We start from the raw sequence: 25,120 nt of genomic DNA, 5'->3' as shown, positions 1-25,120 counted from the left end.
CACGTGCGACTGCGGCAGTGCCGCACTCGCACACCGGTGGTGCGTTCAACCTCCGCAAAAGTCGCCGGAGTCGCTTCCGAAGGCCGATATCCGCTGCTAGCGTCCGAAACCGGCAGGCACCCGACGCGGTGCCGCACCCATCCGGCGGCCGGCCCCCAATCGGGACAGCCCGTGCGGCGGAGGGCCTCCAGACGAGATCGTGAATCCGGCGCAATTCGACGCGCCTGGAGAACCGGTAAGAGGAGAGCACGGTGGACGATCGCATCCTGCAGATCATTGTTTCCGCAATCGAGGAGCTGAACGAAACGCGGGAGGAAAAGATACCGACCGACAATGTGCTCGACCTGCGGCTCTACGGCGGTGACTCAGGGGTGTTCGAGTCCATGCACCTGGTCGGTTTTCTCGCGCTCGTCGAGGAGAAGCTCGAGGACGAGTTCGACGTGGAGGTGGCACTCGCCTCCGAGAAGGCGGTGTCGCAACGGGTCAGCCCGTTCAGCAGCGTCCGGCGGCTCGTCGGCTTCGCCGAGGAGGAACTGCGGCTGGTCGCGGCACCGCGGTGAGGCGGGCCGAACCGTGAAGGTCATGATCACCGGTACCCGGACCGGCATCGGCAAGGCGCTGGCCGAGCACCTGCTGGCGGCCGGCCACGAGGTCGTGGGGTGCAGCCGCAAACCGGGCGGCATCGAGCACGAGCGCTACGACCACCACCAGGTCGACCTGACCGACACCACCGCGGTCAAGGCGCTCTTCCGCGAGCTGCGGCGCACCCACGGCCACCTCGACGCCCTGATCAACAACGCCGGCACGTCGGTCATGAACCACTTCATGCTGACGCCGGAGCAGACCACGCGCCGGTTGTTCGACCTGAACTTCTTCGCGGTGCTGAGCTGCTGCCGCGAGGCCGTGAAGCTGCTGCGCCGCTCGGAGCAGCCCAGCACCTCGATCGTCGCGTTGTCCACGGTCGCGGTGCCGTGGGCCATCGACGGGCAGCTCGCCTACTCGGCGAGCAAAGCCGCTGTCGAGCAGCTCGTGCGGGTGATGAGCAAGGAACTGGCAGAGCACGGTGTGCGGGTCAACGGCCTCGGCGTGCCGCCGGTGAGCACCACGCTCACGCGCACCGTGCCGCGCGAGCGCATCGACGGACTTGTCGGCAGGCAGGCGATCAAGCGGATGTGCACCACCGCCGACCTGTGCGGGCCGGTGGAGTTCCTGATCGGTTCCCAGTCCGCGTTCGTGACCGGCGAAACGATCTTCCTGGGAGGAGTGAACTGACGTGCGGGAAGCATTTCTGGAGCGAATGGCCGGTTTCGGCGAGCGCACCGCGTTGTGGGTGGACGGTGTCCCGCACAGCTACGCCGCCCTGCTGGACCGGATCGGCGAGATCCGCCGCCTGCTCGCCGAGGCGGGCGCCCGCGCGCACGACGCCGTTGTCCTGGAAGGGGATTTCTCCCCCAACGCGGTCGCGGCGCTGTTCGCGCTCTACCTCGACCGCAACACCGTCGTCCCGATGGTCGGCAGCACACCGGTCACCGCGGACACCGTGCGGGAGACGTGCGCGCCCCGCTTCACCCTCCGCACCGCCGACGCGGTCGAGGTCGTGCCGATGTCCGCCGCGGGTGCGCCGTCGCCCGCCTTCAACGAGCTGGCCGGGAGGGGCGCCGCCGGACTGGTGCTGCTGAGCAGCGGCAGCACCGGCACCCCGAAGGCGATCCTGCACGACCTCGACGCGCTGGTGGAGCAGAAGCTCGCCAAACGCCCCCGCGGTTCCGTCTCGCTCAACATCCTGATGGTGCTGATGTTCGACCACATCGGCGGCATCAACTCGTTGCTGAGCACCATGCTGGTGGGCGGAGCGGCGGTCCTGCCCGCCAAGCGCACGCCCGACGAGATCTGCGGGCTGATCGAACAGCACCGCATCCGCGTGCTGCCGGCCAGCCCGACGTTCCTCAACCTGATCATGGTCGGCGGCCACCTCGAACGGCACGACGTCAGCAGCCTCCGGCTGATCACCTACGGCACCGAGCCGATGTCGGCCGAGCTGCTCGCCCGCGTCGGCGCGGCGTTCCCCGGCGTGCGGCTGGTGCAGACCTTCGGCACCAGCGAGACCGGCATCGCCGCGACCACGAGCGAGTCGTCCAGCAGCACCTACTTCAAGATCGCGGACGACAGCACCCGCTACCGCGTGGTCGACGGCGAGCTGCAGCTCAAGAGCAGCACGCAGTTCCTCGGCTACCTCAACCACCCGGCCGACGCGGTGACCGAGGACGGCTGGTTCCGCACCGGTGACCTGGTCGAGGAGAACGGCGACGGCTACCTGCGGGTCAAGGGCCGCGCCACCGAGGTCATCAACGTCGGCGGCGAGAAGCTGCTCCCGCTCGAGCTGGAGTCGGTGCTGCTGACCAGCCCGCTCGTCGAGGACTGCGTGGTCTACGGCAGGCCGAACGCCATCACCGGCCAGGCGGTGTGCGTCGACGTCAAACCGGTGGGCAGCCTGACCAGGGCGGAGGCCAGGGCCCACGTGCGGGAGTTCCTGACCGGCCGGGTCGAACCGTTCAAGATCCCGTCCAAGGTGACGGTGATCGACGACATCGGCATGTCCGACCGGCTCAAGAAGGTGCGGCTGCGCCCGCACAGCGACCAGGACTGACCTTCAGGCGGACCATCCGCCTGATGACACCACGAAAACCCTTAGGGGGAGCGGAATGGCACGGTCGAAAGTAGCTGTCGTCGGCGGCGGGCCCGCGGGCTGCGTTGCCGCGTTGACGCTGCACAAGCTCGGGCACGACGTGGAGGTCTTCGAACGGGAGACGTTCCCGAGGTACCGCATCGGTGAGTCGTTGCTGCCGGGGACCATGTCGATCCTCAACCGGCTGGGGCTGCAGGACCGGATCGACGCCGCCGGTTTCGTCAAGAAGCCGTCGGCGACCTTCCTGTGGGGACAGGACCAGGCGCCCTGGACCTTCTCCTTCGCCGCGCCGAAGATCAACCCGTGGGTGTTCGACCACGCGGTGCAGGTGAAGCGCGAGGAGTTCGACCAGATGCTGATGGACGAGGCCAGGTCGCGGGGCATCCCCGTGCACGAGGCCACGACCGTCACCGGTGTCGACGTGTCCGCGGCCGACTCCGTGACGTTGTCGCTGCGGCGCGCCGACGAGCGGTGGGACGTGACGGCGGACTACGTGATCGACGCCGGGGGCTCCGGCGGCCCGCTCAGCCGCAAGCTCAGCGTGCGCCGCTACGACGAGTTCTACCGGAACTTCGCGGTCTGGTCGTACTTCAAGCTGCCCGACCCGTTCACCGGCGACCTCGCGGGCACCACGTACTCGATCACGTTCGAGGACGGCTGGGTGTGGATGATCCCGATGAAGGGGGGCCTCTACAGCGTCGGCCTGGTGGTGGACCGCTCGCGTGCGGCCGAGGTGAGGGAGATGGGCGCGGAGGCGTTCTACCGCGCCACCCTGCCGAAGGCCAAGCGCGCCATGGAGATCCTCGGCGACGCCGAGATGGTCGACGAGGTGCGGATCGTGCAGGACTGGTCCTACGACGCTGACCACTTCTCGGCCGGCCGCTACTTCCTCTGCGGTGACGCGGCCTGCTTCACGGACCCGCTGTTCTCCCAGGGCGTCCACCTGGCCTCGCAGTCGGCGGTCAGCGCCGCCGCGGCGATCGACCGGATGACCGCGAACCCGGGCGAGTCCGAGGCCGTGCACGCCTGGTACAACCGCTCGTACCGGGACGCCTACGAGGGCTACCACCAGTTCCTCGCGTCGTTCTACACCTTCGCCTCGCTCACCGAGCCCGAGTCGGAGTTCTGGCGGCAGCGCCGCATCACCGAGTCCGACGACGACCGGCTGGTGCGCCGGCAGTGGTTCGACCGGCTGTCCGACGGTGACGAGAGCGCGGCGGTGGCGGACTTCCACGACCGCGCCGCGACGATGATCCACATCGGCAAGCACCAGCGCCAGGAGCTCTCGGACGAGTTCTCCGAAGCCGAGCTGGACGCCGCCAGGGTCCGCTGGATCAGTGGCCTGACCCAGCGGCTCAACAGCATCAGCAAGCTCGTCTGGACCGGCAGCAAGGTGCTGCTGAAGCCGCACTACAAGGTCGAACCGCTGAGCATGCGGCTGGAGCCGGTGCACGTGCTGGCCAACGACGCCGACGAGGACCTCACCCAGTACGTGATGGGCGAGGCGGAACGGCAGGTGTTCCAGGAGCTCGCCGAGGAGAACTTCGGCTACCGGGCGCTGGTGAAGAAGCTCGGCGCGATCGGCAAGCAGGAGATCAGCGCTCAGCTGGTCACGCGCCTGATGGAGGCGGGCCTGATCACCGGCTTCGACAGCGCGGGGGAGAAGGTCGTCATCCAGGGCCGGCTGCACTTCGGCGGCGTGGGCGTCGAGTACGAGGTCTGACGCGAGGTCCAGGTACCCCCGGTGGAGACCCCACCGGGGGACTGGCGTGTTCCCGGCAATCTTGTTCAACGTCGTGTTGATTTGCTCCGGGACGAGTGTTACGGGAGTCCCACCTGCGGTTCTGATCACGCACGGTCAACGCGCACGAGTCGCGTGGCTGATGCTTAGCGGAAATAAACTTTGACAGAACCGCGGTGTGCTCAGAGTTATTCCATGATCTCGCAGCTTGCGCTGTATGTGAGCGCTCCCACGAGCGTGGGAAAACTGCCGCTTCGCAGGTGGGGGCACTGTTCGACGTGCTGGTCCGATCGGGCGACGAGGTGGATAACCAGCTGGAAACCTGGTTTGTTAAGAAGAAACGAGCTGGACAGCTGGGGGCTGACTGGGGCTGTGCTGCGCGTGACCACAACGAGCCTGAGCGGCTTCCATCACTTTTGTCGCCCAGACCCGCGGCACGGGGTCGGCGATCCACCACACCGGAGTTCTTCATGTCAGGAAAAGCGGCGTCGCACCAACAGGCATCAACGTCCGAAGTAGACATCGACACAGTGCTGCCCGGCGACTCGCCCAGATCCAGGACAGACCCGGAACACGTCCGGATCCTGGTCGAGTGCGACACGGACCTGCCTCCGATCCTGGTGCACCGCCCGACCATGCGCGTCATCGACGGAGCGCACCGCGTGGAGGCGGCCCGTGCCCGCGGCCAGCGCACCATCGCCGTGCAGTGGTTCGACGGCGGCGAGCGCGACGCGTTCCTGCACGCCGTCAAGCTCAACGTCACCCACGGTCTCCCATTGACCAGGGACGACCGCAAACGCGCCGTGATACGCATCCTGAACACGCACCCCGACCTCTCCGACCGCGCCATCGCACTCGCCGCCGGCCTGGGCGCCAAGAGCGTGGCCGCACTGCGCCGCGAGACCGTCCCCCGGACCATGGACGTGCGCACCGGCCGTGACGGCCGAGCCCGCCCCATGACCACGGCCTCCGGCCGGACCGCCGCGGCCCAGGTGATCCGCGACCACCCGACCGCGTCGTTGCGCGAAATCGCCCGCCAGTCGGGCATCTCCGTGGGAACGGCTCGCGACGTCCGGCAAAGGCTCGCCGAAGGCCGTGACCCGGTACCCGAACGCGAGCGCCTGACAGCGGCCACCTCGGGCCTGACGAACCACCTGTCGGTGCTGGACGTGCTCTGCAACGACCCGTCGTTCCGGCTCAACGAGGTCGGCAGGCAGATCCTGCAACAGCTGCACACCCAGCTGCGCCGCATCGAGGACTGGCGCGACCTGGCACCCGGAATCCCGCCGCACGGCCGCAGCGCCGTGGCCCAGATCCTCGCGAGCTGCGCGGAAGACCTCCGCCGCACCGCCGACACCCTGCGCACCTTCGACCACCGCGACAGCCCCCCGCGCACCACCGAGTGCCACGCGATGGTGCCGATGGCACGCAGCAAGCCGCGGCACAACCCGCTGTCGTCCAGGAGCAAGCACTCCGCACTCTTCTGACCGTCGCGGTCCGGCCGGCCGGGTTCCGCAAGACCGCGGCGGGGTCCTGCCGGCCGTCTTCGCGGTCGACAGGATGAAGGCCACCTCCGCCAACGGTCGCCACCACCGCCTTTGCTGCGCTCGCCCACAGTCGTCCTGACCGCAGAACCGTGGTCCTGGTCACCGACGCTTGGCAGCCGGCACCGGCGACCGTTGGAACGTCAACGGTGCGTGCGGTGGGCATCAGGTCCCGGTGGCGACAAGCACGAGCGCACGGTCGTCCGGCACGAGGTAGGCCTTGGCGAACCACTTGTCGGCGGTGAAAGCCTGGTCGAGCCGATCACTGGTGAGGAAGCTGCCACTGGGCAGCTCACCGCGCAGGCCATCGACGACGTCCGGCGCCTTGCCGGCAGGCTCGGGGCTGTACGCGGACCTCAGTTCGTCGATCTTGCTCTCCGGCAGCGTGATCACGGCGTCGATCCAGTAGGTCGACGGGCCGGGTGCGCGGTCGGAGCCGAGGGTGCCCGACATCCAGCGGGCCTGCTCCGGGGAGCCCAGTGCCGCGAACCGCTTGGTGAGCGGCTCGAGGTCGGTTCGCAGTTCGCCGGTGCCGGACTTGCCGGCGGCGTCGGTGGTGCGCACGTTCGTTCCTCCGTTCCACAACGACTGACAGCCCGCGGTCAGCACCGCGCACAGCAGCACGGCGGTCAACCTGGTGAACCTCACCGGCGCTCCCTGGGGTTGTCCGGGGTCGGTCCCCGGTCGCGGCCCGACCCGCGTGGCTCACGATCCTCGCCAGGCTCTCCGGTCGGTCCACCGGGTGGGTGACCGGCCTCCCAGGTGACGGTCCTGGTGATCGTGCCGTGCGTGTCGAACGGCTTGGCCCAGCCGATCTCGGTGAAGCGGCCGTTCTCGTTGTCGCCGGCACCGGTGGCGATGTCGGCCTGGTCGCGGTTGAAGTTGTACCGGTCCTCGGCTTTGACGGTGATCTCCATGGTGACCTTGTTGCCCTCCACCCGGACGTTGGAGTGGCTCCACACCTGGTAGCCGCCGACCGCCTTCTGCCAGTTCTCCGTCGTCGGATAGGGCTGGGCGACCGAGGCCTGCCCTGTCATCGGGAAGCTGGTGTTGCCACTGCGGATGAGTTCTTCGGCCGCCGCGGCGGCACGGGTGATCTCGGAGTCGACGCCCTGGCGGATGCCCGAGTCGTCGCGGTACGCCTTCTCGTAGTCGAACTCCTTGGGCTCACCGGTGTTCTTCCAGTAGTGCTCGTACATCTCGGTGCCGTCGGGCATCATGCCGAGCGCCTGGGCACCGCGGAGCTTGGCGAGCCACTTCGCCTTGTCCAGGTGGTCACCGACCGTGGACTCCTTCGAGTCGTAGACGAAGTCCTCGTCGAACTTGATGTCCGGACGGTCGGGTGGACCGATCCGGTAGCGGCCGTCCTGCGTCTTGTTGCTGACGTCCGCCTCGGCGAGGCTCGTCGCACCGCCGTCGGAGATCTGCGCCTGCTCCGCCTTGGTGAGCGCGCTGTTGAGCACCTCGTCGACCTCGTGGGCCGCCCGCAGGATCCTGCCGACGGCCTCGGTGAGCTCCGCACGGAGACGGGCCCGTTGCTGCACGCTTTCCGGCGTGTCCCGCGCGTCCGGCGGACGTTCGTCGACGACGTCACCCTGAGCGCTGATGGTGAACTGGTTGGACGCCGCGGCGGAGTCGGTGTTGTCGACCTCGTGGCGGAGTGCTGCGAGGGCGTCAGCCGAGTCGTGCAGGGCTCGCAACACCGTGCCTGCCTCGGCGACGACGTGTTCCGCGCGGTCGACGAGGGTGGCGAGCTTGGTCTGGGCCGCGGTCGCCGCGTCGCCGTGCCAATGAACAGGGCCGAACGCGAGGTTGAGCTCGTCCTGCAAGCCGATGATCTTGTCTTTGCGCGCCTTGACGGTGGCGGCCGCGCTGTCGAGCACACCCGAGTTCCAGGTGCGCACGTCGTGGTAGGTGAGGGTCATTTGAACAACCAGCCCAGGATCGAGAGGTCGTCCTCCGCGGCGTTCTCGTCTTTCTCGTATCGATCTGCGGCGGCACGGACGTCCGCGGCGAAGGCCGTGATCTCGCCCGACCACGCGGCAAGCCTCGTGTCCCAGGCCTTGGCCAGGTTGGGTGCGGTGGCCGCGGACCGCGAGCCCCGCATGCCCGCCGGAATCTCGGCCGGCCCCTCGCCCAGCCTGATCTGCTTCGCCTGCTCGCCGGCGCTGACCGCGGACTCCGCAGCTTTGCGCAGTGTGGCGATGTCCACCTCGTATCCGCCCATGGCTGCCTCCTCCGAACGCACCATAGCGTTTGCTGTCAAACAATGCAGCGGATCGGAGAACCACTCGTGTGGATCTGCTCTGATTCGCCCGCCGCTCGCCGAGCGCGACTGGAATCAGGCCGAGGGGACTGCGCTGGGAGGTGACGTGACCGTGGTCGTCGGCTCCGCGGACGACGGTGGCGTGGTCGTCACCGTGGTGCTCGGTGGCGCGGTCGTCGTGGGCACGTCGGACGAGGTGGCCGGACGGGAACTTTCCGCCGACGTGGTGTTGAGCGGTGGGGTGGTGGTCGGCGCGGTGCTGGGCAGGGGAACGCTTTCCTGCCGGAGCACGTCGAGGATGCGGGACTTGGCGCCCTCCAAGGCCTGCTGAATTTGTTGCGCGGTCAGGCTCGGCACGTCCGCGGCCAGTCGGGACAGCTCGGCCCACACCGCTTCGAGCCGGGCTTTCGCCTGGGGGCTCAGGTCTTCGGGAAGGCTGACGACCAGTTGCGAGGCCAGCGCGTACGTCACGCACTCGACACACGAGTGGTTGACGGCGACGGCGATGTTCTGCGGCACCACCACGTTCGCCTGGCCCACCACGAGGACCACCTGGAAAGCGACCGCCACCGTAGTGCAGCCCCGGCACGAGGCCAGCGCGTACGCCTCGTTCCTGTTGTCCACCACACCATCGGTCGCCCACACCAGGGCGAAGGACACCTTGTAGCGGACCGCGCCGTCGGTCGTGTTGACGACCAGGACCTGGTTGTCGCCCGGACCAGGAGGTTTCGGCCGGTCGAACGGGAAGACCCACGTCGGGGCACCCGGCGAGACCGGTTCCAGGACCATCGCCAGGACCGGCTTGTCCCTGCTGGGCAACGGTTTGCCAGCAGGCCACACGGTCTGGGCGGACACCGGTCGCGCCGGTTGGACGGGAGCCGGGCCCGCCGCGGCGACGGGCACGACGTCGGTCACGGTGCCGCGCTCGTCGGACCGGATCGGCCGGTACCGGTCGGGTTGCGGCCACCACGCCCACGCCAGGCCCGCGACCACAGCGATCCCGCACAGCACCACGAGCGCGCGCCGGCCAGGCCTGCCCTCAGTGGAGCGCCAGTTACGGGTGACCAGACGACCCGCGAGCCGGGCCAGCAGCAGGCAGACGCCGAGCACGGGCAGCACGATGGCGACCACCCCGAGCACCCGCACCAGCACCAGCGCGAGGTCTCCCTCGCCCAGCGCCGCGTGCGCCGACCGCCACTGCTCACCGGCGCTGTGCCACGCCGTCCCCACCACTCGCGGGAACGCCAGCACCAGCAGGGCCGTGCTCGTCAGCAGGATCGGCACGACGACGAGCACCCACGTCGTCACGACCGCGCGCGCCCACGGCTTGAGGACCTTCGACTCCGGCCTGCCCCAGCGGTGTGGCAACAGGCCCAGCAGCGTGGGCTTGATGTGGTGGAACAGGTCGGGGACACCGGTCAGGTCGGCGAGCACGTGGTAGCCGTCGTAGCGCACCATGGGCGCGAGTTGGCGCACCATCTGGAGGATCTGCGTGGCGATCACCAGCAGCAGCGCATCCCAGCCGGTCAGCCACCAGACGCCGTGGACGGCGACCGCGACGAGCGCGTTGAAGTACAGCCCACCCAGGTCGGTGCGCAGCCGACCGGCCCGGCCGAGCCGGTAGCTGTCGGTGACGTCGGTGTAGAAGGCGGGCCACAGCAGGTAAAGGCCGAAGCCCATCGCGCCGGGTGTCGCGCCGCCGTACCGCGCGGCGGCGGCGTGCCCGAACTCGTGGAAGCCCGCCGAGAGCACTGTCACCCCGAACACGAGCAGCAGCAAGGCGGGTTGGTAGAACGCCTGGTGCGTGGCACCGGCCAGGCCCTTGACGAACAGCACCCAGAACGACACCGCCGCGAACGCCACCAGCACCGCGGCCACCACCAGCGGGTGGAACAGCCGTGCGAACGGCGCGGTGATTCGCCGGGTGACGCGGGGCTCGCTGATCACCCGGCGCAGGCGCAGGCCGAGCAGCGGTTCGGCCTTGCGGTGCACGGGTTGGGAACCGTCGGGAAGCTCGAGCACCCCCAGCGGGCGCAGCCTGGTCTCCAGCAGGGTGCGCACGTCTTCCGCGGTGACCGAGCGGCCGATGGCCGGCCCGACGACGGCGGCGATCCCGGCGTGGTCAGCACGCCCGTCCACGGCTTCAAGGACCCGGTACAGCAGCGGGGTGAGCTGGAGGACCTGGCCGTCGGCGCGGCGGACCAGGGCCGGTGGGCGGCGGTAGCCGGAGCCGCGCATCTCGCCGATCAGTTCGACGTCGCGCGCCCGGCGCGGCGGGGTCGTGGTGACCACGTCCCCGCCGGCCGGGTGTGGTGAGGCGTTCATCAGGTCGCTCACTGGTCGATGTCGGACCTCTGCGCGGCATTCGCCTCGGCGGTGCCGTCGATGGTCTGCTGGATGATCGCCTGCTGCTGCGCGACGGCGGTCGCCTCTGAGCCCACGGAGCCGAGGTTGGCGGACACGGCGGCGTCGATCGGGGCGGCCACGTTGGCGTTGAGCGCCACCGCGCCGTTGATCGGGGCGGCCAGGTCGAGGTCGGCGGCGAGGTCGACGTCCACGTTGAGCAGACCGCCGTCCAGCGCGCCGGCCAGATCCGTGGGCGTCGGGACCTGCGCCCCGCCGGCCGGCGGCTGCGGGGCGGGGGCCGGGGACGTGCCCTGACCGATGGCGCTGTCCTGGTCGGAGTTGGCCACCGCCTCGCCGGTGATGCCCTGCTGGATCGCGACGCCCTGGTCGGCCATGGCCTGCGCGGTGGACCCGTCGGACAGCACGTTCGCGCCCACGGCGGCATCGATCGGGGCCGCGATGTTGGCGTTGCCCGCGACGGCCAAGCCGATCGGCGCCGCGAGGTCGAGGGCGAGGTCCAGGTCGACGTTCAGGTCGAGCAGCGAGTACACCTCCTTGTCCGGCAACGCCGTGCCACACTCGGCGACCAGCTCGTCCATCGACAGCGGGGGCAGCTTCGCCTCGCTCATCCGTCACTCCAGTCCGTCGGCGCGCCGACCGGTATCTCGATCGGCTGGTGGTCCAGACCTTTGCCGCTCCCTGAGGTCTTGAAACGGTCGGAGCCTGTTGTGGGGGCGAAACCGTCCTGGTGGTGGCTGTTCGTTGGGCCGAATGACCGACGGTGAAAATGAAATCCTTTCAGGACAACGCATTCCGGGACCGTGGTGGCTCGAAAGTTCGCTTCGCGACTCAGGGCTCGAGATCGAGGCGATCGACCTATTGGAGTGGCCCAAGAACTCCTGGCTCAGTGGTCACCGCCACGGCGGCGACATCGAGGTGACGCCGCGTTTGGAATTCGGACATCAACAGAACTGGTTGGGTGATGTCGTAGCGAATGCCGCCTGTGAGCGAGATGGTCAGCGCGTCCGTGTCCATGCAAGATCCTGGTGGTCATCCGGTCGCCCGTGTGTCGAATGATCCGCGCCCGAGGCGATCAGCAGTAGTCCAAGATCATTCTGTTAAGAGTGCTTGGGCTGGAGGAGGACTTCTGCCCCACTTTGCCCTCGCGCAACGCAAAGGGCCTGCCGATGGTCATCATCGGCAGGCCCTTTGACCAGGTGAAACACGCTGTGGGCGATGCTGGGATCGAGCTAGTGACCTCTTCGGTGTGAACTGTGGCGCCAATACCGCGCTAGCCTGCGGAAACAAGACTCCTGCAGGTCGGCGCGGGTCCGTTAGGTCCATTGAGGACCGCTCCAGTACGTTAAACGGACGGAGTTACTCCCAACCTGCTTTCACCCCTTGCTCCCAAGACTCATCGGCTCTGTCGCGCCTGGGCCTGGCATGCACGCTCGACAGCAGCCGCGGACCCGTGCGCGAACTGGCGATACAGTTCTACGCCGCCGTACAGCCGCAGTGATCAGCTGAGTCGGCAAGTCGCACAAGACGTTGCCCCAGCTGCGTTTCTCTGTGCAGAACGCTGACGCGCTGATCACTCACGGCAGGGAAGGCCCTGCGCGAGCACGTCGAAGTGCCGTTGCTTCGACCACTCCGTCCGATCACCGATGACGTAGAGCCTGCGCTTCGCACGGCTGACCGCGACGTTGACGAGGTTGGGTTTGCTCGCCGCCCACTTCTTCGCGCCCGGCCTGCGCGGATCTCCGCCCAGGACCAGGATGACGATGTCCGCTTCCTTGCCTTGAGCTGTGTGGACGGTTCCAGCGACCAGTCCTGGATACTGCCGCCGGTGTTTGCCGATCTCCCTTGCGACGTCTCGAAACGGTCCGATCACCATCACCTCGGACATGTCGAACCCGGACTTGGCGAGGTAGGCGAGCATGTCACCGAGCTTCTTGCTCTCGGCCGGCTTCCAATGGCCGCTGCTTTCCTCGCTTGAGATGTGCAACCACTTGCTCTCCGGCAGCGGCTGGTCACCCGACGGAAGCATGAGGTCCTTGCTGCGACGACCGCCCTTGATCATCATTCCGTCGTACGCGATCTGGTTGACGATGCCGAACATCGGCTCGTCGCACCGCCTGTGCACACGCAGCGGAGACCCGACCCAGATCGGCCCGTCGTCGGTGGGCAGATGGGTGCCGAGCGGCGTCAGCTGATCCGCCAACTGCTGCGCGGATGTCCGTGCGGGCAACCACTTCTCGTCAACGCCGTGGTCGCCCCGGATCGCCTGCTGAACGCGGAAGGGCAGTGAGACGATCGGCTCGAGCTGAAGTGGATCGCCGACGACGACCACCCTCCTGCTGCGCCAGATCGCACCGACAGCGTCTTGCGGGGTGGCCTGTCCCGCCTCGTCGATGAAGAGCCACCCCAGCGACTCAGGACCCAACCGGGGAAACACCCGGCTGACCGACGCGAACGTCGTGGACACCACCGGAACCAGGAAGAAGAGGGTCTGCCAGGCCGCTCGGATCGTTGCCTCCGGCAGGTCCCTGGGTGCGGCGCCCTGTACGACGTCCATGGCGGCCTGCAGGCTTTGCCGCATCTCGTGCGCGGCATTCTGGAGGAACGCCTTGTGCAGCCGTAAAGCCGCGAAGAACAGGCGGGTTCGCGCGTCGTTCCACGTGCTGTCGGTCCAAGGCGCCTTCAATTCACGTCGTTCATCGTCGGTCCACCATGTGTCACCCGGAAAGAAGTCACCAAGGGACGTCTCGGCGGCGCGCAGCGAAGCCTCCAGTCGCCCCACTTCCTGGTCAGCCTCTCGCACAACCCGACCGTGATGGTCAAGCTCATGCTGTGCCGCAATGGTGTCGCGCTCGAGTTGCTGGAGCCGGTGCCCCCACTGGGCGTTCATCGCAAATGCCTCCGCGAACTGCGCGGCAAGGCCGTCGTCGACTTGTTGCCAGTTACGCATGGGTCGTCCCCAACCGAACAGCGACTGCACCAGGTTCGGTCGATGGCTGAGGTGCTGTTGCCGCGCACTACTTCGCTTGTGCTGTTCCGCTTGCCACGCTGAGATGTTCTGCCGAGCCTCGCTGAGCGCGGCGTTCACCTGCTCCAGTTGCCGGCCGGCCCGCTCGAACGCACCCCTACCAGTTTGACCACGGTCACGCGCTTCTTTCAGGCGCAGGAAGGTTCCGTCGACTGCACCACGATCGGCCTGGATCTGTTGGGCCGCCGCCAACGCACTGCGGAAGTCACGGACCGCATCCGTCCACGACTGGTCGGGACCTTCCGCGATCACGGCTTTGAGCAGGTCGTTCATGCCCGGGATCGGCGGCGGCTCGGCGACATCCTTTTGCTGCTTCTTCTTCGGCTTGGGCTTGATCCCGTACCAGAACGCGGTCGCGAACTTACCGCGGTTGGTCTTGTTGCCAAGCCGCGCGGCGACCATGCCCCAAGCTTGCTTCCAGGTCTTCCGGTCGGCGTCGAGCTGGTCGACGTTGAGCAGAGCGGTTGCGATCTCCGGGAAGTAGTCGACCTCGTCACGCCACGCGTCGTCGATCGCGCCGACAGCGGGAATCTCGTTGGTCACGTTCTCGACCGCGCCGTTGTTCTTCGAAGCGACCACGATCTCGAACCCGGTGAGGTCCTCTCGCCACAGGTGCACGGTGCGCGTGTAGTCGCCCACCTTCCACTGACGCTTACCTCGGAACGCGGCCGCCGGCCTCGACAGTTCGGCGAGCCGACACGCACGTTCGACCACAATCGCCGCGATCAGATCCCGCAGCATGGTGGTCTTGCCGGTCCCAGGCGGCCCATTCACGCCGAAGATGCCCGCCGACGCGCTGAGCCTGCTCAGCACGTTGTTGACGGCCAGCTGCTGGCTCAGCGCGAGTGGATGTTCGACGTTGCTGGGCCAACGCCCGAGCGGCACGGCGTCCGGCCGGACAACGTCCAACACCTGGCCCAACTCCTCCCGCACGTCGATCCTCGCCGCTGTGTCGATCTCCCTGTCTCCGCTGAGGTACTGTCGAAGAGCCGTGCCACAGCTGCCCGCTCGGACATCGGCCGACACTTGGCGAAGATCCGCGGCGATGAAGCTGTTCAGGAAATCCTGGTCGTCCTCCCGGTATGCGTTCGTGTGACTCACGAGCTCGCACTTGATCCGGATCTCGGAACAGTCGAAGTCGCCCGGCAGGCCGAGCTTCGCGCACAACGTCTTCTGGTAACCCGTCAGATCTGCGGCAGCGAGCGGCCTGCCTACGGAGATTCCCTGTTCGGCGAGCGCGCGCACACGCGGATCATCCTTGGCGGCAGCCACGAGCTTCCGAAACAGCTCGTCGGCCTCGGCCTCGTCCTCGTCGAACCCGTCAAGCCAGTCACGGCGCCGAGGTCCAGGATCGACCGCCCGACCTGTCGCCCAGGCACAGGTCGACAAGATGTTGCTGTCGAACAGCGGCCGCCCTTCGACGTCGAGGACGAACGCCGTCAACGCGCTGTGCCCTGCGGGTCGTTCGTCATAGCTGTCCTGGTCCGGCGGGAACACGCGCTCCAGCACGGTGTTCATGTCCTCGAGTGAGAAGACCCCGCAGTAGACCCGGTACCGCCAGGTGAGGTGCTCCTCGAGCTGGACCTTCTGCAGCCGGTGGGTGGGCTCCCAGGGCAGTGGTTGTCCTGGTGCCACCTGGTAGACCCGGTGTTCCTCTCTCACCGCAGGAACATCGGGAGGGCTGAACATCTCGATCGTGTGCCAGTAGTTGATGATCTCGGCTCGACTGACGTCGGCTCCACTCACGCTTTGCTCCCTGTGCGCCTCTGGCTCAGCTCGCGTCGTAGCTCATTCGCAAGTACTGCTCGGCTTCGGTCAGGTCCGCCGGAATCGCGGTACCGAACGCGCTCGATGTTGTGATTGTTCTGGCGCACGGCGTGTTCGTCGTAACGAGTGAAGTCGTCGGCAACACTCGATTGTTCGCCGCAGATGGCGCTCCAGGGCGACCGAGCCACTGGCCAGTTCGTCCGCGCGACCAGCGGTTATCCGGAACAGCCTGAGGTCGCCCATCCACCACACACCCCTAAATGGCTTCTTCAGACCCAAACGAAAGTACATTAGCACCGCAGATGATCGCCGGCGGGTGCGTCTGGTCCGGTTCGGGTAGGTCCACTTCTTCGCGACCAGGTGTCAGTGCCATCGCAGGATCGTGCCTGGTGTCACCAATCGGTGTCCGCGCAACTGCTGAGGCAGGCGCCGCACAAGCGCGGCGAGCACTGCACGGTCCGCCCAGCGCAGTCGCGGTCGGGGGTTGGTCCGGCGCAGTACCGCGACCTCGTGCCGCAGCACCACCTCGTCGATCCGAGCCTTCAACCCGTTCCTGCCGAGCACACCCGCGTCGATGTACACCGCACTCTCGAAAACGGCAGCACTTCGACGCGCGAACGTCTTCCCAGCACTCCTGACGTCAGCAAGGCCAGCCTCGCCCCGAAACTCGCCAGGCGCGAGATCGGAACGAACAGGTCTGTCGCCGGCGCGGATCTCCTTCGGGTAGAAGGAGATCCGTCATCATCGAGCTAGCAGAGCTTGGAGACGGAAGTACACACCTCAACAAGCCGACCGACATGCACGCCTCGTTTCCGTCGCATCGTGGGACGTCGTCATTCCCGTGGACCTACGAGCGAATGCCCTGCTCGGACACGGCGTGCAGTCGGTGAGGGCGAAGGACCTTCCGCGTTCCTCGCCGCTGCGCTCAGTCCGGAAGCCCACGACGTCGGCGTTCCGCTCTGTCGTTCGAGCGGTGTGCGTGCTGTTCATAGGCCTCGGCCAGGTCGCGGACAATGCGGCGAGTGCATGGCCAGTCACTCGACTGTCCTGCCGTCTTCAAGCCCGACGCGGTCCAGCCGACGATCGCGCGGGAGTAGGCGTCGAACATGAACGCCACGTAGGCCCATCCCGCTCACGTGGAGACGTAGGTGAAGTCAGCGACCCACACCAGGTTCGGCGCGATCGCGGTTGAGTCTGTCTGCGGCGCGTATCCCGTCCTTGGCCGGGATCGTGGTGCGCTGATTGCGGCCTTTGACCACGCCGTTGAGGCCGAGCCGGCGCATGATCCGATCGATGGTGCAGAACGCCACATCACGGGCCGATGGTGGCCGGCGGCGGGCCTTGCGGTAGGTCCTGGGCGCGATCTGGATTCCGTACTCGGTAAGCACGTCACAGATCGACTCTACGCCGTAGACCTGGCGGTACTCGTCGATGAAGCTGACGATCAGTGGTGCCGCGGGTCGAGTTCCCGCGCGAAAAAAGCCGAGGCCAGCTTCAGGATCTCGTTGGCCTGCTTGAGATCCCGGACTTCCTTCCGCAACCGCAGCAACTCCTCGTGCTCGGCCGGCGGCAGTCCCTGCGACGGCCGAGCAGCGGGCTGGGAGCCCTCCGCAAGCGCCTTCTTGATCCGTACCCGCAACGTCTCGTAGTGCACATCGACCACCGGGCCGATCGCCCTGGCGGCAGCATACGGAGACTCGAACTCATCCAGACGCTCAAGGGCCAGGCGCACGGCCTTCTCACGAACCTCGGGCGGGTAACGCTTCGACATGATGACGACCATCTTCTTCAAGAACGGAAGCGGTCTCAAATCCGTGACGGTTCAAGCTGAGGCGGAGCTGCGTGGGCACGCCGTCACACGATCGGTAGTTCGCGGGCCTTGAGTCGGTGTTTCGCGCGGAGGGCTCGCGTCGGGAGGTAGAAGTTGTCGGCGATGTTGAGGGGAAGCATCGTTATGCGGATGAGTTCGTCTTCGAGAAGCCATGGTTCGTCGTCGAGCATGAACGCTACGCGTGCGTGCTCGGCCATCCACTCTGAGAGCAGTGCTTCGCCTGGCTTGGTGAGGGTCAGCCGCTGCCTGCTCGGCGGAGTTCGATTCCGAGTCGGTCGGCGAGGTGGCAACCGAGTGAGTCGGAGGGTGAAGCCGTAAGCGTTGCCTCTGAGGGCAAAGACGAGGCATGGTGAACACTTATGTGGCAGCGAAGAGGTCACCAGTAGTCTGATGAGCCTCGATTCGCTGACCTGTGGTTTTGTGAGTCTTGGTGACAAGACTTCGCCTAGCTTGAGTTTTAACCTCTGAGCTGCTGGGTGGGACCCTGGTTGATCATGAGTGAAGCCCTTGGTTGATCATTCCTCTTGCGACAGAAAGAAGATCGAACCAAGGGCTTCAGTTGATCAGTGTGCACCATGCCCGGAACGCCGCGGCGTCCGGGGAGTTATCGGCGTTGCGGCAGGAGTTCTACCGGTGCCTGACGCGGCGGGCGGACGCGTTGTTCGAACTGGCCGACGCGGTGTTGTGCGCGGATGGGCCGGTCCGCTCGGTGGCGGATCTGTCGCTGGCCGGTGAGCATCGGCGCGGGCATGGCAGCGGCTATGCCGCGCTGGCGAGAGGCCGGGTGGACGTCGACCGGTTACGCACTGCCCTGGCCGGGGTGTCGCTGCCTCGTGCCGCGGACGGGCGGCTGGTGCTGGCGGTGGACATCACCTGCTGGCTTCGGCCCGAAGCGCACACCTGCGCGCAGCGGATCCTGTGCCACACCTACGGCCGGGGCAAGGACCAGCACATGATGGTGCCGGGCTGGCCGTACTCGATCGTCGTCGCGCTGGAAACGGGGCGTCACTCGTGGACCGCGCCGCTGGACGTGGTCCGGCTCGCACCCGGCGAGGACGCCGCGAGCGTGACCGCCCGCCAGATCCGCGACCTCGTGACCCGGCTGATCGCCGCAGGGCACTGGCGAGCGGGCGACCCGGAGATCCTGCTGGTCGCCGACGCCGGCTACGACGGGCCCCGCCTGGCCCACGTGCTGGCCGACCTGCCGATCGCGGTGCTGGTGCGGATGCGGTCGGACCGGGTCCTTCGCCGCCCCGCACCCGCCTGCCTTCCCGGCGTCACGACGGGCCGGCCTCGCCGCCACGGCGGCGAGTTCGTCTTCGGCGACCCACACACCTGGGGCACACCGGACATCACCATCGAAACGACGACCCGCCTCTACGGCCCGGCGCTGATCCGGGCCTGGGACCGGCTGCACCCACGCCTGACCCACCGCATCGCCTGGGCCGACCACGACGGGGAGTTGCCGATTCTGGAAGGCACCGTGATCCGGCTTGAGGTCGAGCGGCTGCCCTCCGGCGCCATCCCGAAGCCGGTGTGGCTCTGGCACTCCCGCACCGGCCTCACCCACATCGAGGTCGATCTGGCCTGGCAGGCGTTCCTGCGCCGCTTCGACATCGAGCACACCTTCCGCATGCTCAAACAGACCCTCGGCTGGACCACCCCGAAACTGCGCTCACCCGAGGCTGCTGACCGCTGGACCTGGCTGCTGATCATCGCCTACACCCAGCTCCGCCTCGCCCGCGATCTCGCGATCGATCTGCGCCGCCCCTGGGAGAAGCCCCGCCCAGCCCACCGGTTGAGCCCCGCACGAATCCGCCGGGGGTTTCGGAACCTACGCCCACAACTCGCATGTCCGGCCCGTGTCCCGAAACCCTCACGACCCGGACCAGGACGCCCCGCCGGACAACCCAACCGCGCACCAGCGGCACGCCACGATGTCAACACCGTCACCAGCACAAACAAGCAGAAATCCAGCCGCAGCAAGAAGACCAAGTCCAGCAACCCGCGACCACGCCGAACAGGTTAAAACTCAAGCTAGATCTCGCGAGTTGAGGGAGGACTTCTGCTCCCAATTTGCTCCCACGCAACGCAAACGGCCCGCCGATGAGATCATCGACAGGCCGTCTGACTAGGTAAAACACACTGTGGGCGATACTGGGATCGAACCAGTGACCTCTTCGGTGTGAACGAAGCGCTCTCCCGCTGAGCTAAACGCCCGTGTTCTGTTGTCCTGCTGTCCCGCTCTCGCGGTGTGGCCATAGCTTACAACATCATCAACGAGAACCAAAAATCGGGCTCTGCAACCAGGCCCAGTCGAGGCCGAACCAGCCTCCTACCAGCGCAAACACGTTGAGGAAGTAGCAGGTGACCAGGACGATGGCGCAGACGCCGGCCATCACGAGGCCGCGGACCCAGGCCGGTTGGCGCTTCAGCCACTCCACCCAGCGGTCGTAGTAGCGCTTGGCGAACTTCAGGACGCGGCCGGCCCACTCGAACTCGGTCGCGAGGATGGCGAGGCCCGCGAAGACCACCAGCCAGCCGGGGCCGGGGTACGGGATCATGATGACGCCCGCGACCAGCACGACGCCGCCGATCACGCCGACGCCGATGCGGTAGGCGAGGTTCAGCGCCGGGTTGCGGTGGAACCAGTTGCGCCAGCCCCTGTGCTCGGTGGGCTTCGCGTCGGGCTTGGTCATGTGTCGATCATCCTGTTGGGACTCAGGCGGACGCAACCTGGCCGAGTGCCAGCACTTCCGAGGGGCTCGGAGGGGCCTGGCGGCCGGGTTCCAGTGATACCGCGAAGGTCGTGTGCTTGTGGGCGTCGGCCGACCACGAGAGGAGCTGCGGGTCGGTCGAGCCGGCGCGTACGTTGAACACGGCCAACGGTACCGGCGCCTTCGTGCTCGCACCCCACACCACGTAAACGTGGGCCGAGTCGTTCGGTTTCAGGTTCATCGGCATGACGGCTGCGGTGGTCGGGCCGGAGAGGACCACGGCCGCGTCGGTGCCGGAGCCGGTGCGCAGCAGGGCGCGGTTCGTGGCCGGGTCGGCGGCCAGGACCAGGGCCTTGTTCAGGTCGTCGGTGCGGGCCTTCGAGGCGGCGACCTCGTCGGAGAGTTGGGTCACGCGCACGCCGAGGAAGCCGCCTGCCGCGAGGACTGCGACTGCGGCGGCCGCGGCCAGCAGGAGCCGACCGGTGCGGCGGCGCGGTTGCGGGCGCAGCGGGGTCGGTGCCGCTGGGCGCGGGTGGGGTGCGGCCGGGGGCTCCTGCGGGGTGTGCTCGATCTGCTCCAGCAGTCGCGCGCGCAGGTGGGCCGGGGGCTGTTCCTGGCGGACCGCGCCGCCGATGCCCGCGAGGACCTCCTCCGTCGAACGGACGGTGGCCTGGCAGGTGGAGCAGGTCGGCAGGTGGTCGCGGGCCACCGCCTCCTCGTCGGGCTCCAGGGAGTGCATCGCCCAGCCGACGGCGAGTTCCTCGTGAGCGCACAGCTCGCCGTTCACCGGTTCACTCCCGTCGTCTCGCCGGTCTCGCCGGCCCACAGGTTCCCCAACGTGCCTCTCAGGCGTCTTATCGCCGCGAACGTGCGCGATTTCACAGTTCCCAGCGGGACGCCGGTCAGTTTCGCCACCTCGCACTGCGTGTAGCCACCGAGGTAGGCGAGCGTGATGACCTGGCGCTGCTCCTCGGGCAACGTGCGCAGCGCCGCCCGGACCTCGGCGCCCACCACGCTCACCAACGCTTCGTGGTCGGAACCGTCCGTCGGAGGTGACACGTCCTCGGTCAAGGGAACAGTTCGACGACGCTGGGTGTTTTCCTTACGGACGGCATCCACCGCTCGGTGGTGCACCAGGGTCATCAACCAGGTCCCGAAACCGCCCCGTGCGGGGTCGAACCTGGCGGGGTGCCGCCACAGCGCGAGGAAGGCCTCCTGGACGACGTCCTCGGCGAGCTCCGCGTCCACGCAGATGCGCCTGGCCAGCGAGTACGCGGGCGTGCCGTACCTGTCGTACAGCTCACCGAACGCCGGCCGGTCGCCCTGCGCGAGTCTCTGCACGAGCTCGAAGTCGGTCGGCCGGTCGCTACGTGGCGCAGCGGTCGGGCCGGGCGAGTCAGCCACCAGAGATGTCCTCACGTCCAACATTCGCGCAACAGCCGGTACCGGGTTCAGGTTAGACCCAGCAAGATGGGGGTCGCTGAACGTGGGCTGACGACGAAGAAGGCACGGAACGCGCACGAATGGTCGCCGAGTGCAGCAAAGCTGACCCGAAGGGGTGATCTGCGGCCGGACGGCGAGCGTTCCTCGCCACATGCACGTCACAACTGAGGTGCTCGGTCGTTTCATTGACCGGGAAGGGAGAAGAGGGTAACGACGATGCGCAACGACCACGTGACGCTCCGCTCGACAGCGGTCTTCGACCTGCTGGCGCCCAGGACCCCGGCGGTCCCGGTCCAGGTGGAGCTGCGATATGACACAAAGGACCCGTACGCGGTCGTGGCCGCGTTCCGCACGGGTCGCGCGGGCTGGGTCGAGTGGGTGTTCGCCCGCGACCTGCTCGCGGACGGCCTGATCGCGGACGCCGGTGACGGTGACGTCCGGATCCGCCCCGCCGCCGACGACCCCGAGGTCGTCGTGATCGAGCTCAGCTCGCCGTCCGGGCACGCCATGTTCGAGGCGTCGGCCCAGGAGCTCGCGGACTTCCTCGACCGGACCTACGACGTCGTCGTGCCCGGCAACGAGCACCTGTGGGTCAACGTCGACGAGGCGCTCACGCACCTGATCTCGAACGACCTGAGCTGAAAACCCGAGGTAGGGGGCCCGCGGAGGCGGTGCGGGTACCCCCGGTGAAAGTGGGTTGCACCCCTCGTATAAGGTTTGTCCAACATCACGAAGTCAGTGGTGTACGCGGATGTAGCGCAGTTGGTAGCGCATCACCTTGCCAAGGTGAGGGTCGCGAGTTCGAGTCTCGTCATCCGCTCTGTGGGTTCACGATGGGTGTCCATCGAGGACTCATGCTCCTGGCGGAGTGGCCGAGTGGCTTAGGCAAGGGCCTGCAAAGCCCTGTACACGGGTTCGATTCCCGTCTCCGCCTCGGACGATTAGCTCAGCGGGAGAGCACTACCTTGACACGGTAGGGGTCACTGGTTCAATCCCAGTATCGTCCATCGGATCGACAGCGGGGCGAGGTGCACAACGCACCTCGCCCCGTTCTCGTTCCACGGCCTCTGCATCGCGCTCCGGGGGCCTTCCGGAGGCGCCGGCAGGCTCAAGATCAGCCGATTTGGAACTTCCGGGGAGCGTCGGATAAAGTTCCTCCCGCACCGAGGGAAACCCCACAAGGGAATCCTGAGGGGCACGCGGATGTAGCGCAGTTGGTAGCGCATCACCTTGCCAAGGTGAGGGTCGCGAGTTCGAGTCTCGTCATCCGCTCGGACGATTAGCTCAGCGGGAGAGCACTACCTTGACACGGTAGGGGTCACTGGTTCAATCCCAGTATCGTCCACTTCGCATGAGAAGCCCTCGGTCCACCAGGACCGGGGGCTTCTTGCTGGTTGCAGGCTGCCCGGTTTATGTCCACTTTATGGACAGAATGACCGAAACCGGCCTCTTTTTTGTCTTTTTTTGCCGGATATCGGCATCTATCGTTGGCCGCTGTGTCCGGCTACAAATATGACTTCTTCATCAGCTACAGCCGAACGGGCAGCGTGCAGAAATGGTTGCTCAACCACTTCTACAACAAGCTCGTCGAGTACCTCGCTGACGAGTGTGCGCCGGCGCCCAAGGTCTACATGGACCGGGTGATGCCGCGGGCGGTGGACTGGTCGCACCACCTGGTGAACTCGCTGCACCGCAGCAAGATCATGATCCAGCTCATGACGCCGCACTACTTCGAGTCCCACTGGTGCATGGCCGAGCTGGAGAGCATGCGGGCGCGCGAGGCCGTGCTCGGACTGGCCTCCGCTGACTTCCCGCAGGGGCTGGTCTACCCGATTCTCTACTCGGACTCGCACAAATTCGCGGTCAAAGAACGCATGCGCTCCTGGCAGGACTTCAAGGAGTACTCCTACACCGAACCCGTTTATCAGGACACGGTGGAGTACATCTACTTCTGCCGCCGGGTGAGGGAGCTCGCCCGCGATCTCGTGGAACTGGCGCAGCAGGTGCCGGACTGGAGTCCGGACTGGCCGATCGTCGAGCACCCGGAGCCGGTGCTCATCCCTCCTCCGCCGTTGCCGAGGTTCGAGTGATGACCGGGACCGTGATCACGTTCTACTCCTACAAAGGCGGCGTCGGACGCAGCTTCACCCTGGCCAACACGGCGGTGTTGCTCGCTCGGTGGGGTTATCGCGTGCTCGCCGTGGACTGGGACCTGGAAGCCCCCGGACTGCACCTCTACTTCGACCCGCACCTGCCGGAGAAACCGCGCAGCGGTGTGGTCGACATCGCACACGAGTTCCTGGCCGGGGTGAGGACGCCCGGCGCGCACGAGGTGCGGGTCGCGGTGGACGGCGGGGTGCTCGACCTGATCGCCGCGGGGCGGACCGAGGACCGCCGGCTGGACGGCTCGTACTCGCGCCGGATGCAGTCGATCGACTGGGAGGACCTGTACGAGCGCGGGTTCGCGGCGCACCTCGAGGCCTACCGCGAGGAGTGGACCGCCAAGTACGACTTCGTGCTGATCGACAGCCGCACCGGTGTGTCCGACATCGCGAGCATCTGCACGGCCCAGCTGCCCGACCGCCTGGTCGTCGTGTTCACCGCCAACGACCAGAACCTCAACGAGGTGGTGGACATCGTCCGCCTCGCCGACAGGGCGAGGGACCGGCTGCCCTACGACCGGCCCCGGCACCAGGTGCTGCCGGTGCTGTCCAGGCTGGACAACCGGGTCGAGTACGAGCGGGCAGAAGACTGGCAGAAGAAGTGCGCCGGGGTCGTCGCGCCGCTGTTCGGCAACTGGCTGATCAAGGGCGTGACGCCGGAGCAGATGATGCGGCACCTCACCGTGCCCTACATCTCGTACTGGAGCTTCGGCGAGCAGCTGCCCGTCGTGGCGGAGCAGCCGCCGTCCTCGGACCAGATCTCGTTCGCGCTGGAGACGGTCGCCGCGGTGGTCGCGCAGGAGTTCGACCGGACCGACCTGCTGGCGGACAACCGCGACGCCTACGTGGCCGCCGCGCGTTCCCGGCGCCGCCAGTTCGACCTGGACCTGCTGGTGTCCAGCCCGCGGTCGCTGTGGCAGACCTCGACCGAGCTGATCACCGAGCTGCGCCTGCTGGGGGTGCGCGCGGAGCACTCGCTGTCGGGTGACCCCGGCATCCTCGACCAGGCGAACGATCCCGCCGAGCACCTGTGCCTGCTGGTCGACGGTCGGCTGAGCCGGTGGCAGCAGACCGAGGCGGAACGGTTCGCGCGGCGGGCGCTGGGACCCGACGGAACGGAGCGGCGGCTGTTCTGCCTGGTCAGCCCGCACACGTCACGCGACCTGCTGCCGGGTTTCCTGCGAAACCTGCAGCTCGGGGAGTTCGACCCGGACGTGCGGCCCGTGCGGGTGGCCAGGGAGCTGCACGACCTGCTCAAGGCGGTTCCGGCCACGGAGGCCGAGCCGGACCAGGAGGCGTTGCGGGCTGCGGAAGTGGCGTTGCGGGAGGTGCCGGAGCAGCTGCCGTCCTCCGCAAGGCTGGCGTTGGTCAGGGAGACCGTGCAGGGGATCGCTGTCGCGCTCGACGACGGCGACATGGACGCGGTGCGGGTCCTGACGGCGGATCTGGCCCTGCTGACCAAATCGCACCTCAAAGGGACCGCCGTGGTGGTTCCTGGGCAGCTGCGCGCCGAGGTGCGCGCTCTGCTCGCCCGGATCGAGCGACGAGTCAACGCGTTCACCGACTGAAAG

At 67.3% G+C, this 25,120-nt stretch carries 23 protein-coding genes, 6 tRNA genes and 1 other annotated feature; of the genes, 15 read left to right on the top strand and 14 right to left on the bottom strand.

Features of this window, described 5'->3' with window-relative positions:
* The first annotated feature begins 251 nt into the window (after positions 1-251).
* The 5 genes from AB0A63_RS17465 (at position 252) to AB0A63_RS17445 (ending at position 5,914) form a co-directional block, all read left to right on the top strand.
* On the top strand, positions 252-560 hold the full coding sequence (locus AB0A63_RS17465) for a hypothetical protein (RefSeq protein ID WP_360391850.1): 309 nt from the start codon (positions 252-254) through the stop codon (positions 558-560).
* Positions 561-582: 22 nt separating this feature from the next.
* Positions 583-1,272, top strand: a complete 690-nt coding sequence (locus AB0A63_RS17460) for an SDR family oxidoreductase (RefSeq protein WP_360391848.1) — start codon at positions 583-585, stop codon at positions 1,270-1,272.
* Between the two features lies 1 nt (position 1,273).
* A complete protein-coding gene (locus tag AB0A63_RS17455) occupies positions 1,274-2,647 on the top strand; it encodes a fatty acid--CoA ligase family protein (protein WP_360391845.1) in 1,374 nt (457 codons plus the stop codon).
* A gap of 55 nt (positions 2,648-2,702) precedes the next feature.
* Positions 2,703-4,409, top strand: coding sequence for a chloramphenicol-biosynthetic FADH2-dependent halogenase CmlS (gene cmlS, locus AB0A63_RS17450; protein ID WP_360391843.1), 1,707 nt, complete (start codon positions 2,703-2,705; stop codon positions 4,407-4,409).
* A gap of 653 nt (positions 4,410-5,062) precedes the next feature.
* Positions 5,063-5,914 (top strand): hypothetical protein, encoded by an 852-nt coding sequence (locus tag AB0A63_RS17445; protein WP_360391840.1) that lies wholly within the window; start codon positions 5,063-5,065, stop codon positions 5,912-5,914.
* A gap of 222 nt (positions 5,915-6,136) precedes the next feature.
* On the opposite strand, the gene AB0A63_RS17440 is transcribed toward AB0A63_RS17445, so the two are convergent.
* The 5 genes from AB0A63_RS17440 to AB0A63_RS17420 form a co-directional block, all read right to left on the bottom strand.
* Complete coding sequence (locus AB0A63_RS17440) at positions 6,137-6,619, bottom strand: hypothetical protein (protein WP_360391838.1); 483 nt, start codon at positions 6,617-6,619, stop codon at positions 6,137-6,139.
* Positions 6,616-7,896 carry a hypothetical protein gene (locus AB0A63_RS17435; protein WP_360391835.1) on the bottom strand — a complete coding sequence of 427 codons (1,281 nt, stop codon included), beginning with the start codon at positions 7,894-7,896 and terminating at the stop codon, positions 6,616-6,618. Before AB0A63_RS17435 ends, AB0A63_RS17440 begins: the two co-directional genes overlap by 4 nt.
* Positions 7,893-8,198, bottom strand: coding sequence for a type VII secretion target (locus AB0A63_RS17430; RefSeq protein WP_360391832.1), 306 nt, complete (start codon positions 8,196-8,198; stop codon positions 7,893-7,895). The genes AB0A63_RS17435 and AB0A63_RS17430 overlap by 4 nt, the downstream gene beginning before the upstream one ends.
* Before the next feature lie 114 nt (positions 8,199-8,312).
* Positions 8,313-10,574 carry a hypothetical protein gene (locus tag AB0A63_RS17425; protein ID WP_360391829.1) on the bottom strand — a complete coding sequence of 754 codons (2,262 nt, stop codon included), beginning with the start codon at positions 10,572-10,574 and terminating at the stop codon, positions 8,313-8,315.
* Positions 10,571-11,212, bottom strand: a complete 642-nt coding sequence (locus tag AB0A63_RS17420; protein ID WP_360391826.1) for a peptidoglycan-binding protein — start codon at positions 11,210-11,212, stop codon at positions 10,571-10,573. The genes AB0A63_RS17425 and AB0A63_RS17420 overlap by 4 nt, the downstream gene beginning before the upstream one ends.
* A 142-nt stretch (positions 11,213-11,354) precedes the next feature.
* Between AB0A63_RS17420 and AB0A63_RS17415 the strand changes: the two genes are divergently transcribed.
* Complete coding sequence (locus AB0A63_RS17415) at positions 11,355-11,660, top strand: hypothetical protein (RefSeq protein WP_360391823.1); 306 nt, start codon at positions 11,355-11,357, stop codon at positions 11,658-11,660.
* A gap of 514 nt (positions 11,661-12,174) precedes the next feature.
* On the opposite strand, the gene AB0A63_RS17410 is transcribed toward AB0A63_RS17415, so the two are convergent.
* The 5 genes from AB0A63_RS17410 to AB0A63_RS17390 all read right to left on the bottom strand — a co-directional run bounded on the left by AB0A63_RS17410 (position 12,175) and on the right by AB0A63_RS17390 (position 17,607).
* Positions 12,175-15,375, bottom strand: a complete 3,201-nt coding sequence (locus tag AB0A63_RS17410) for an ATP-binding protein (protein WP_360391820.1) — start codon at positions 15,373-15,375, stop codon at positions 12,175-12,177.
* Between the two features lie 384 nt (positions 15,376-15,759).
* Positions 15,760-15,978 (bottom strand): hypothetical protein, encoded by a 219-nt coding sequence (locus AB0A63_RS17405; RefSeq protein WP_360391817.1) that lies wholly within the window; start codon positions 15,976-15,978, stop codon positions 15,760-15,762.
* Between the two features lie 572 nt (positions 15,979-16,550).
* A complete protein-coding gene (locus tag AB0A63_RS17400) occupies positions 16,551-16,784 on the bottom strand; it encodes a hypothetical protein (RefSeq protein ID WP_360391814.1) in 234 nt (77 codons plus the stop codon).
* Positions 16,752-16,880: a sequence feature (AL1L pseudoknot), on the bottom strand. It overlaps the preceding gene by 33 nt.
* Positions 16,841-17,188 (bottom strand): hypothetical protein, encoded by a 348-nt coding sequence (locus tag AB0A63_RS17395; protein ID WP_360391811.1) that lies wholly within the window; start codon positions 17,186-17,188, stop codon positions 16,841-16,843. (Overlaps the previous feature by 40 nt.)
* A gap of 62 nt (positions 17,189-17,250) precedes the next feature.
* Positions 17,251-17,607: a GIY-YIG nuclease family protein gene (locus AB0A63_RS17390; protein WP_360391808.1), complete on the bottom strand. Its 357-nt coding sequence runs from the start codon at positions 17,605-17,607 to the stop codon at positions 17,251-17,253.
* Positions 17,608-17,840: 233 nt separating this feature from the next.
* Between AB0A63_RS17390 and AB0A63_RS17385 the strand changes: the two genes are divergently transcribed.
* Positions 17,841-19,256 carry an NF041680 family putative transposase gene (locus tag AB0A63_RS17385; protein ID WP_360391805.1) on the top strand — a complete coding sequence of 472 codons (1,416 nt, stop codon included), beginning with the start codon at positions 17,841-17,843 and terminating at the stop codon, positions 19,254-19,256.
* 119 nt (positions 19,257-19,375) lie between these two features.
* Here AB0A63_RS17385 and AB0A63_RS17380 read toward each other — a convergent pair.
* From AB0A63_RS17380 to AB0A63_RS17365, 4 genes are all read right to left on the bottom strand, one after another.
* Positions 19,376-19,447: transfer RNA gene (locus AB0A63_RS17380), tRNA-Val, on the bottom strand.
* Between the two features lie 56 nt (positions 19,448-19,503).
* Positions 19,504-19,926, bottom strand: a complete 423-nt coding sequence (locus tag AB0A63_RS17375) for a TIGR02611 family protein (RefSeq protein ID WP_360391802.1) — start codon at positions 19,924-19,926, stop codon at positions 19,504-19,506.
* 22 nt (positions 19,927-19,948) lie between these two features.
* Entirely contained in the window at positions 19,949-20,731 is a 783-nt protein-coding gene (locus AB0A63_RS17370; RefSeq protein ID WP_360391799.1) for an anti-sigma factor, read from the bottom strand.
* Positions 20,728-21,348, bottom strand: a complete 621-nt coding sequence (locus AB0A63_RS17365) for a sigma-70 family RNA polymerase sigma factor (RefSeq protein WP_360391796.1) — start codon at positions 21,346-21,348, stop codon at positions 20,728-20,730. The genes AB0A63_RS17370 and AB0A63_RS17365 overlap by 4 nt, the downstream gene beginning before the upstream one ends.
* Before the next feature lie 255 nt (positions 21,349-21,603).
* On the opposite strand from AB0A63_RS17365, the gene AB0A63_RS17360 reads away from it, so the two are divergent.
* The 8 genes from AB0A63_RS17360 (at position 21,604) to AB0A63_RS17325 (ending at position 25,117) form a co-directional block, all read left to right on the top strand.
* The gene (locus AB0A63_RS17360) at positions 21,604-22,029 is read left to right on the top strand and encodes an SsgA family sporulation/cell division regulator (protein WP_030466274.1); all 426 of its coding nucleotides are present in this window, start codon (positions 21,604-21,606) and stop codon (positions 22,027-22,029) included.
* Positions 22,030-22,134: 105 nt separating this feature from the next.
* A tRNA-Gly gene (locus AB0A63_RS17355) sits at positions 22,135-22,207 on the top strand.
* A 42-nt stretch (positions 22,208-22,249) separates the two neighbouring features.
* A tRNA-Cys gene (locus AB0A63_RS17350) sits at positions 22,250-22,321 on the top strand.
* A gap of 1 nt (position 22,322) precedes the next feature.
* A tRNA-Val gene (locus AB0A63_RS17345) sits at positions 22,323-22,394 on the top strand.
* 192 nt (positions 22,395-22,586) lie between these two features.
* A tRNA-Gly gene (locus tag AB0A63_RS17340) sits at positions 22,587-22,659 on the top strand.
* Position 22,660: 1 nt separating this feature from the next.
* A tRNA-Val gene (locus AB0A63_RS17335) sits at positions 22,661-22,732 on the top strand.
* Positions 22,733-22,883: 151 nt separating this feature from the next.
* Positions 22,884-23,477, top strand: coding sequence for a TIR domain-containing protein (locus tag AB0A63_RS17330; protein ID WP_360391793.1), 594 nt, complete (start codon positions 22,884-22,886; stop codon positions 23,475-23,477).
* A complete protein-coding gene (locus tag AB0A63_RS17325; RefSeq protein WP_360391790.1) occupies positions 23,477-25,117 on the top strand; it encodes an ATP/GTP-binding protein in 1,641 nt (546 codons plus the stop codon). Before AB0A63_RS17330 ends, AB0A63_RS17325 begins: the two co-directional genes overlap by 1 nt.
* The last annotated feature ends 3 nt before the right edge of the window (positions 25,118-25,120 follow it).

It is taken from the genome of Lentzea sp. NPDC042327, from assembly GCF_040647275.1.
In the GTDB taxonomy this organism is placed as follows: domain Bacteria; phylum Actinomycetota; class Actinomycetes; order Mycobacteriales; family Pseudonocardiaceae; genus Lentzea.
This window is presented reverse-complemented; position numbering and strand designations above follow the sequence as displayed.

Bases quoted from the DNA above. Each gene is read 5' to 3' on its own strand.
- AB0A63_RS17325 (WP_360391790.1), top strand. From the start codon at position 23,477: ATGACCGGGACCGTGATCACGTTCTACTCCTACAAAGGCGGCGTCGGA.
- AB0A63_RS17420 (WP_360391826.1), bottom strand. From the start codon at position 11,212: ATGAGCGAGGCGAAGCTGCCCCCGCTGTCGATGGACGAGCTGGTCGCC.
- AB0A63_RS17415 (WP_360391823.1), top strand. From the start codon at position 11,355: ATGACCGACGGTGAAAATGAAATCCTTTCAGGACAACGCATTCCGGGA.
- cmlS (WP_360391843.1), top strand. From the start codon at position 2,703: ATGGCACGGTCGAAAGTAGCTGTCGTCGGCGGCGGGCCCGCGGGCTGC.
- AB0A63_RS17460 (WP_360391848.1), top strand. From the start codon at position 583: ATGATCACCGGTACCCGGACCGGCATCGGCAAGGCGCTGGCCGAGCAC.
- AB0A63_RS17435 (WP_360391835.1), bottom strand. From the start codon at position 7,896: ATGACCCTCACCTACCACGACGTGCGCACCTGGAACTCGGGTGTGCTC.
- AB0A63_RS17430 (WP_360391832.1), bottom strand. From the start codon at position 8,198: ATGGGCGGATACGAGGTGGACATCGCCACACTGCGCAAAGCTGCGGAG.
- AB0A63_RS17360 (WP_030466274.1), top strand. From the start codon at position 21,604: ATGCGCAACGACCACGTGACGCTCCGCTCGACAGCGGTCTTCGACCTG.
- AB0A63_RS17375 (WP_360391802.1), bottom strand. From the start codon at position 19,926: ATGACCAAGCCCGACGCGAAGCCCACCGAGCACAGGGGCTGGCGCAAC.
- AB0A63_RS17445 (WP_360391840.1), top strand. From the start codon at position 5,063: ATGCGCGTCATCGACGGAGCGCACCGCGTGGAGGCGGCCCGTGCCCGC.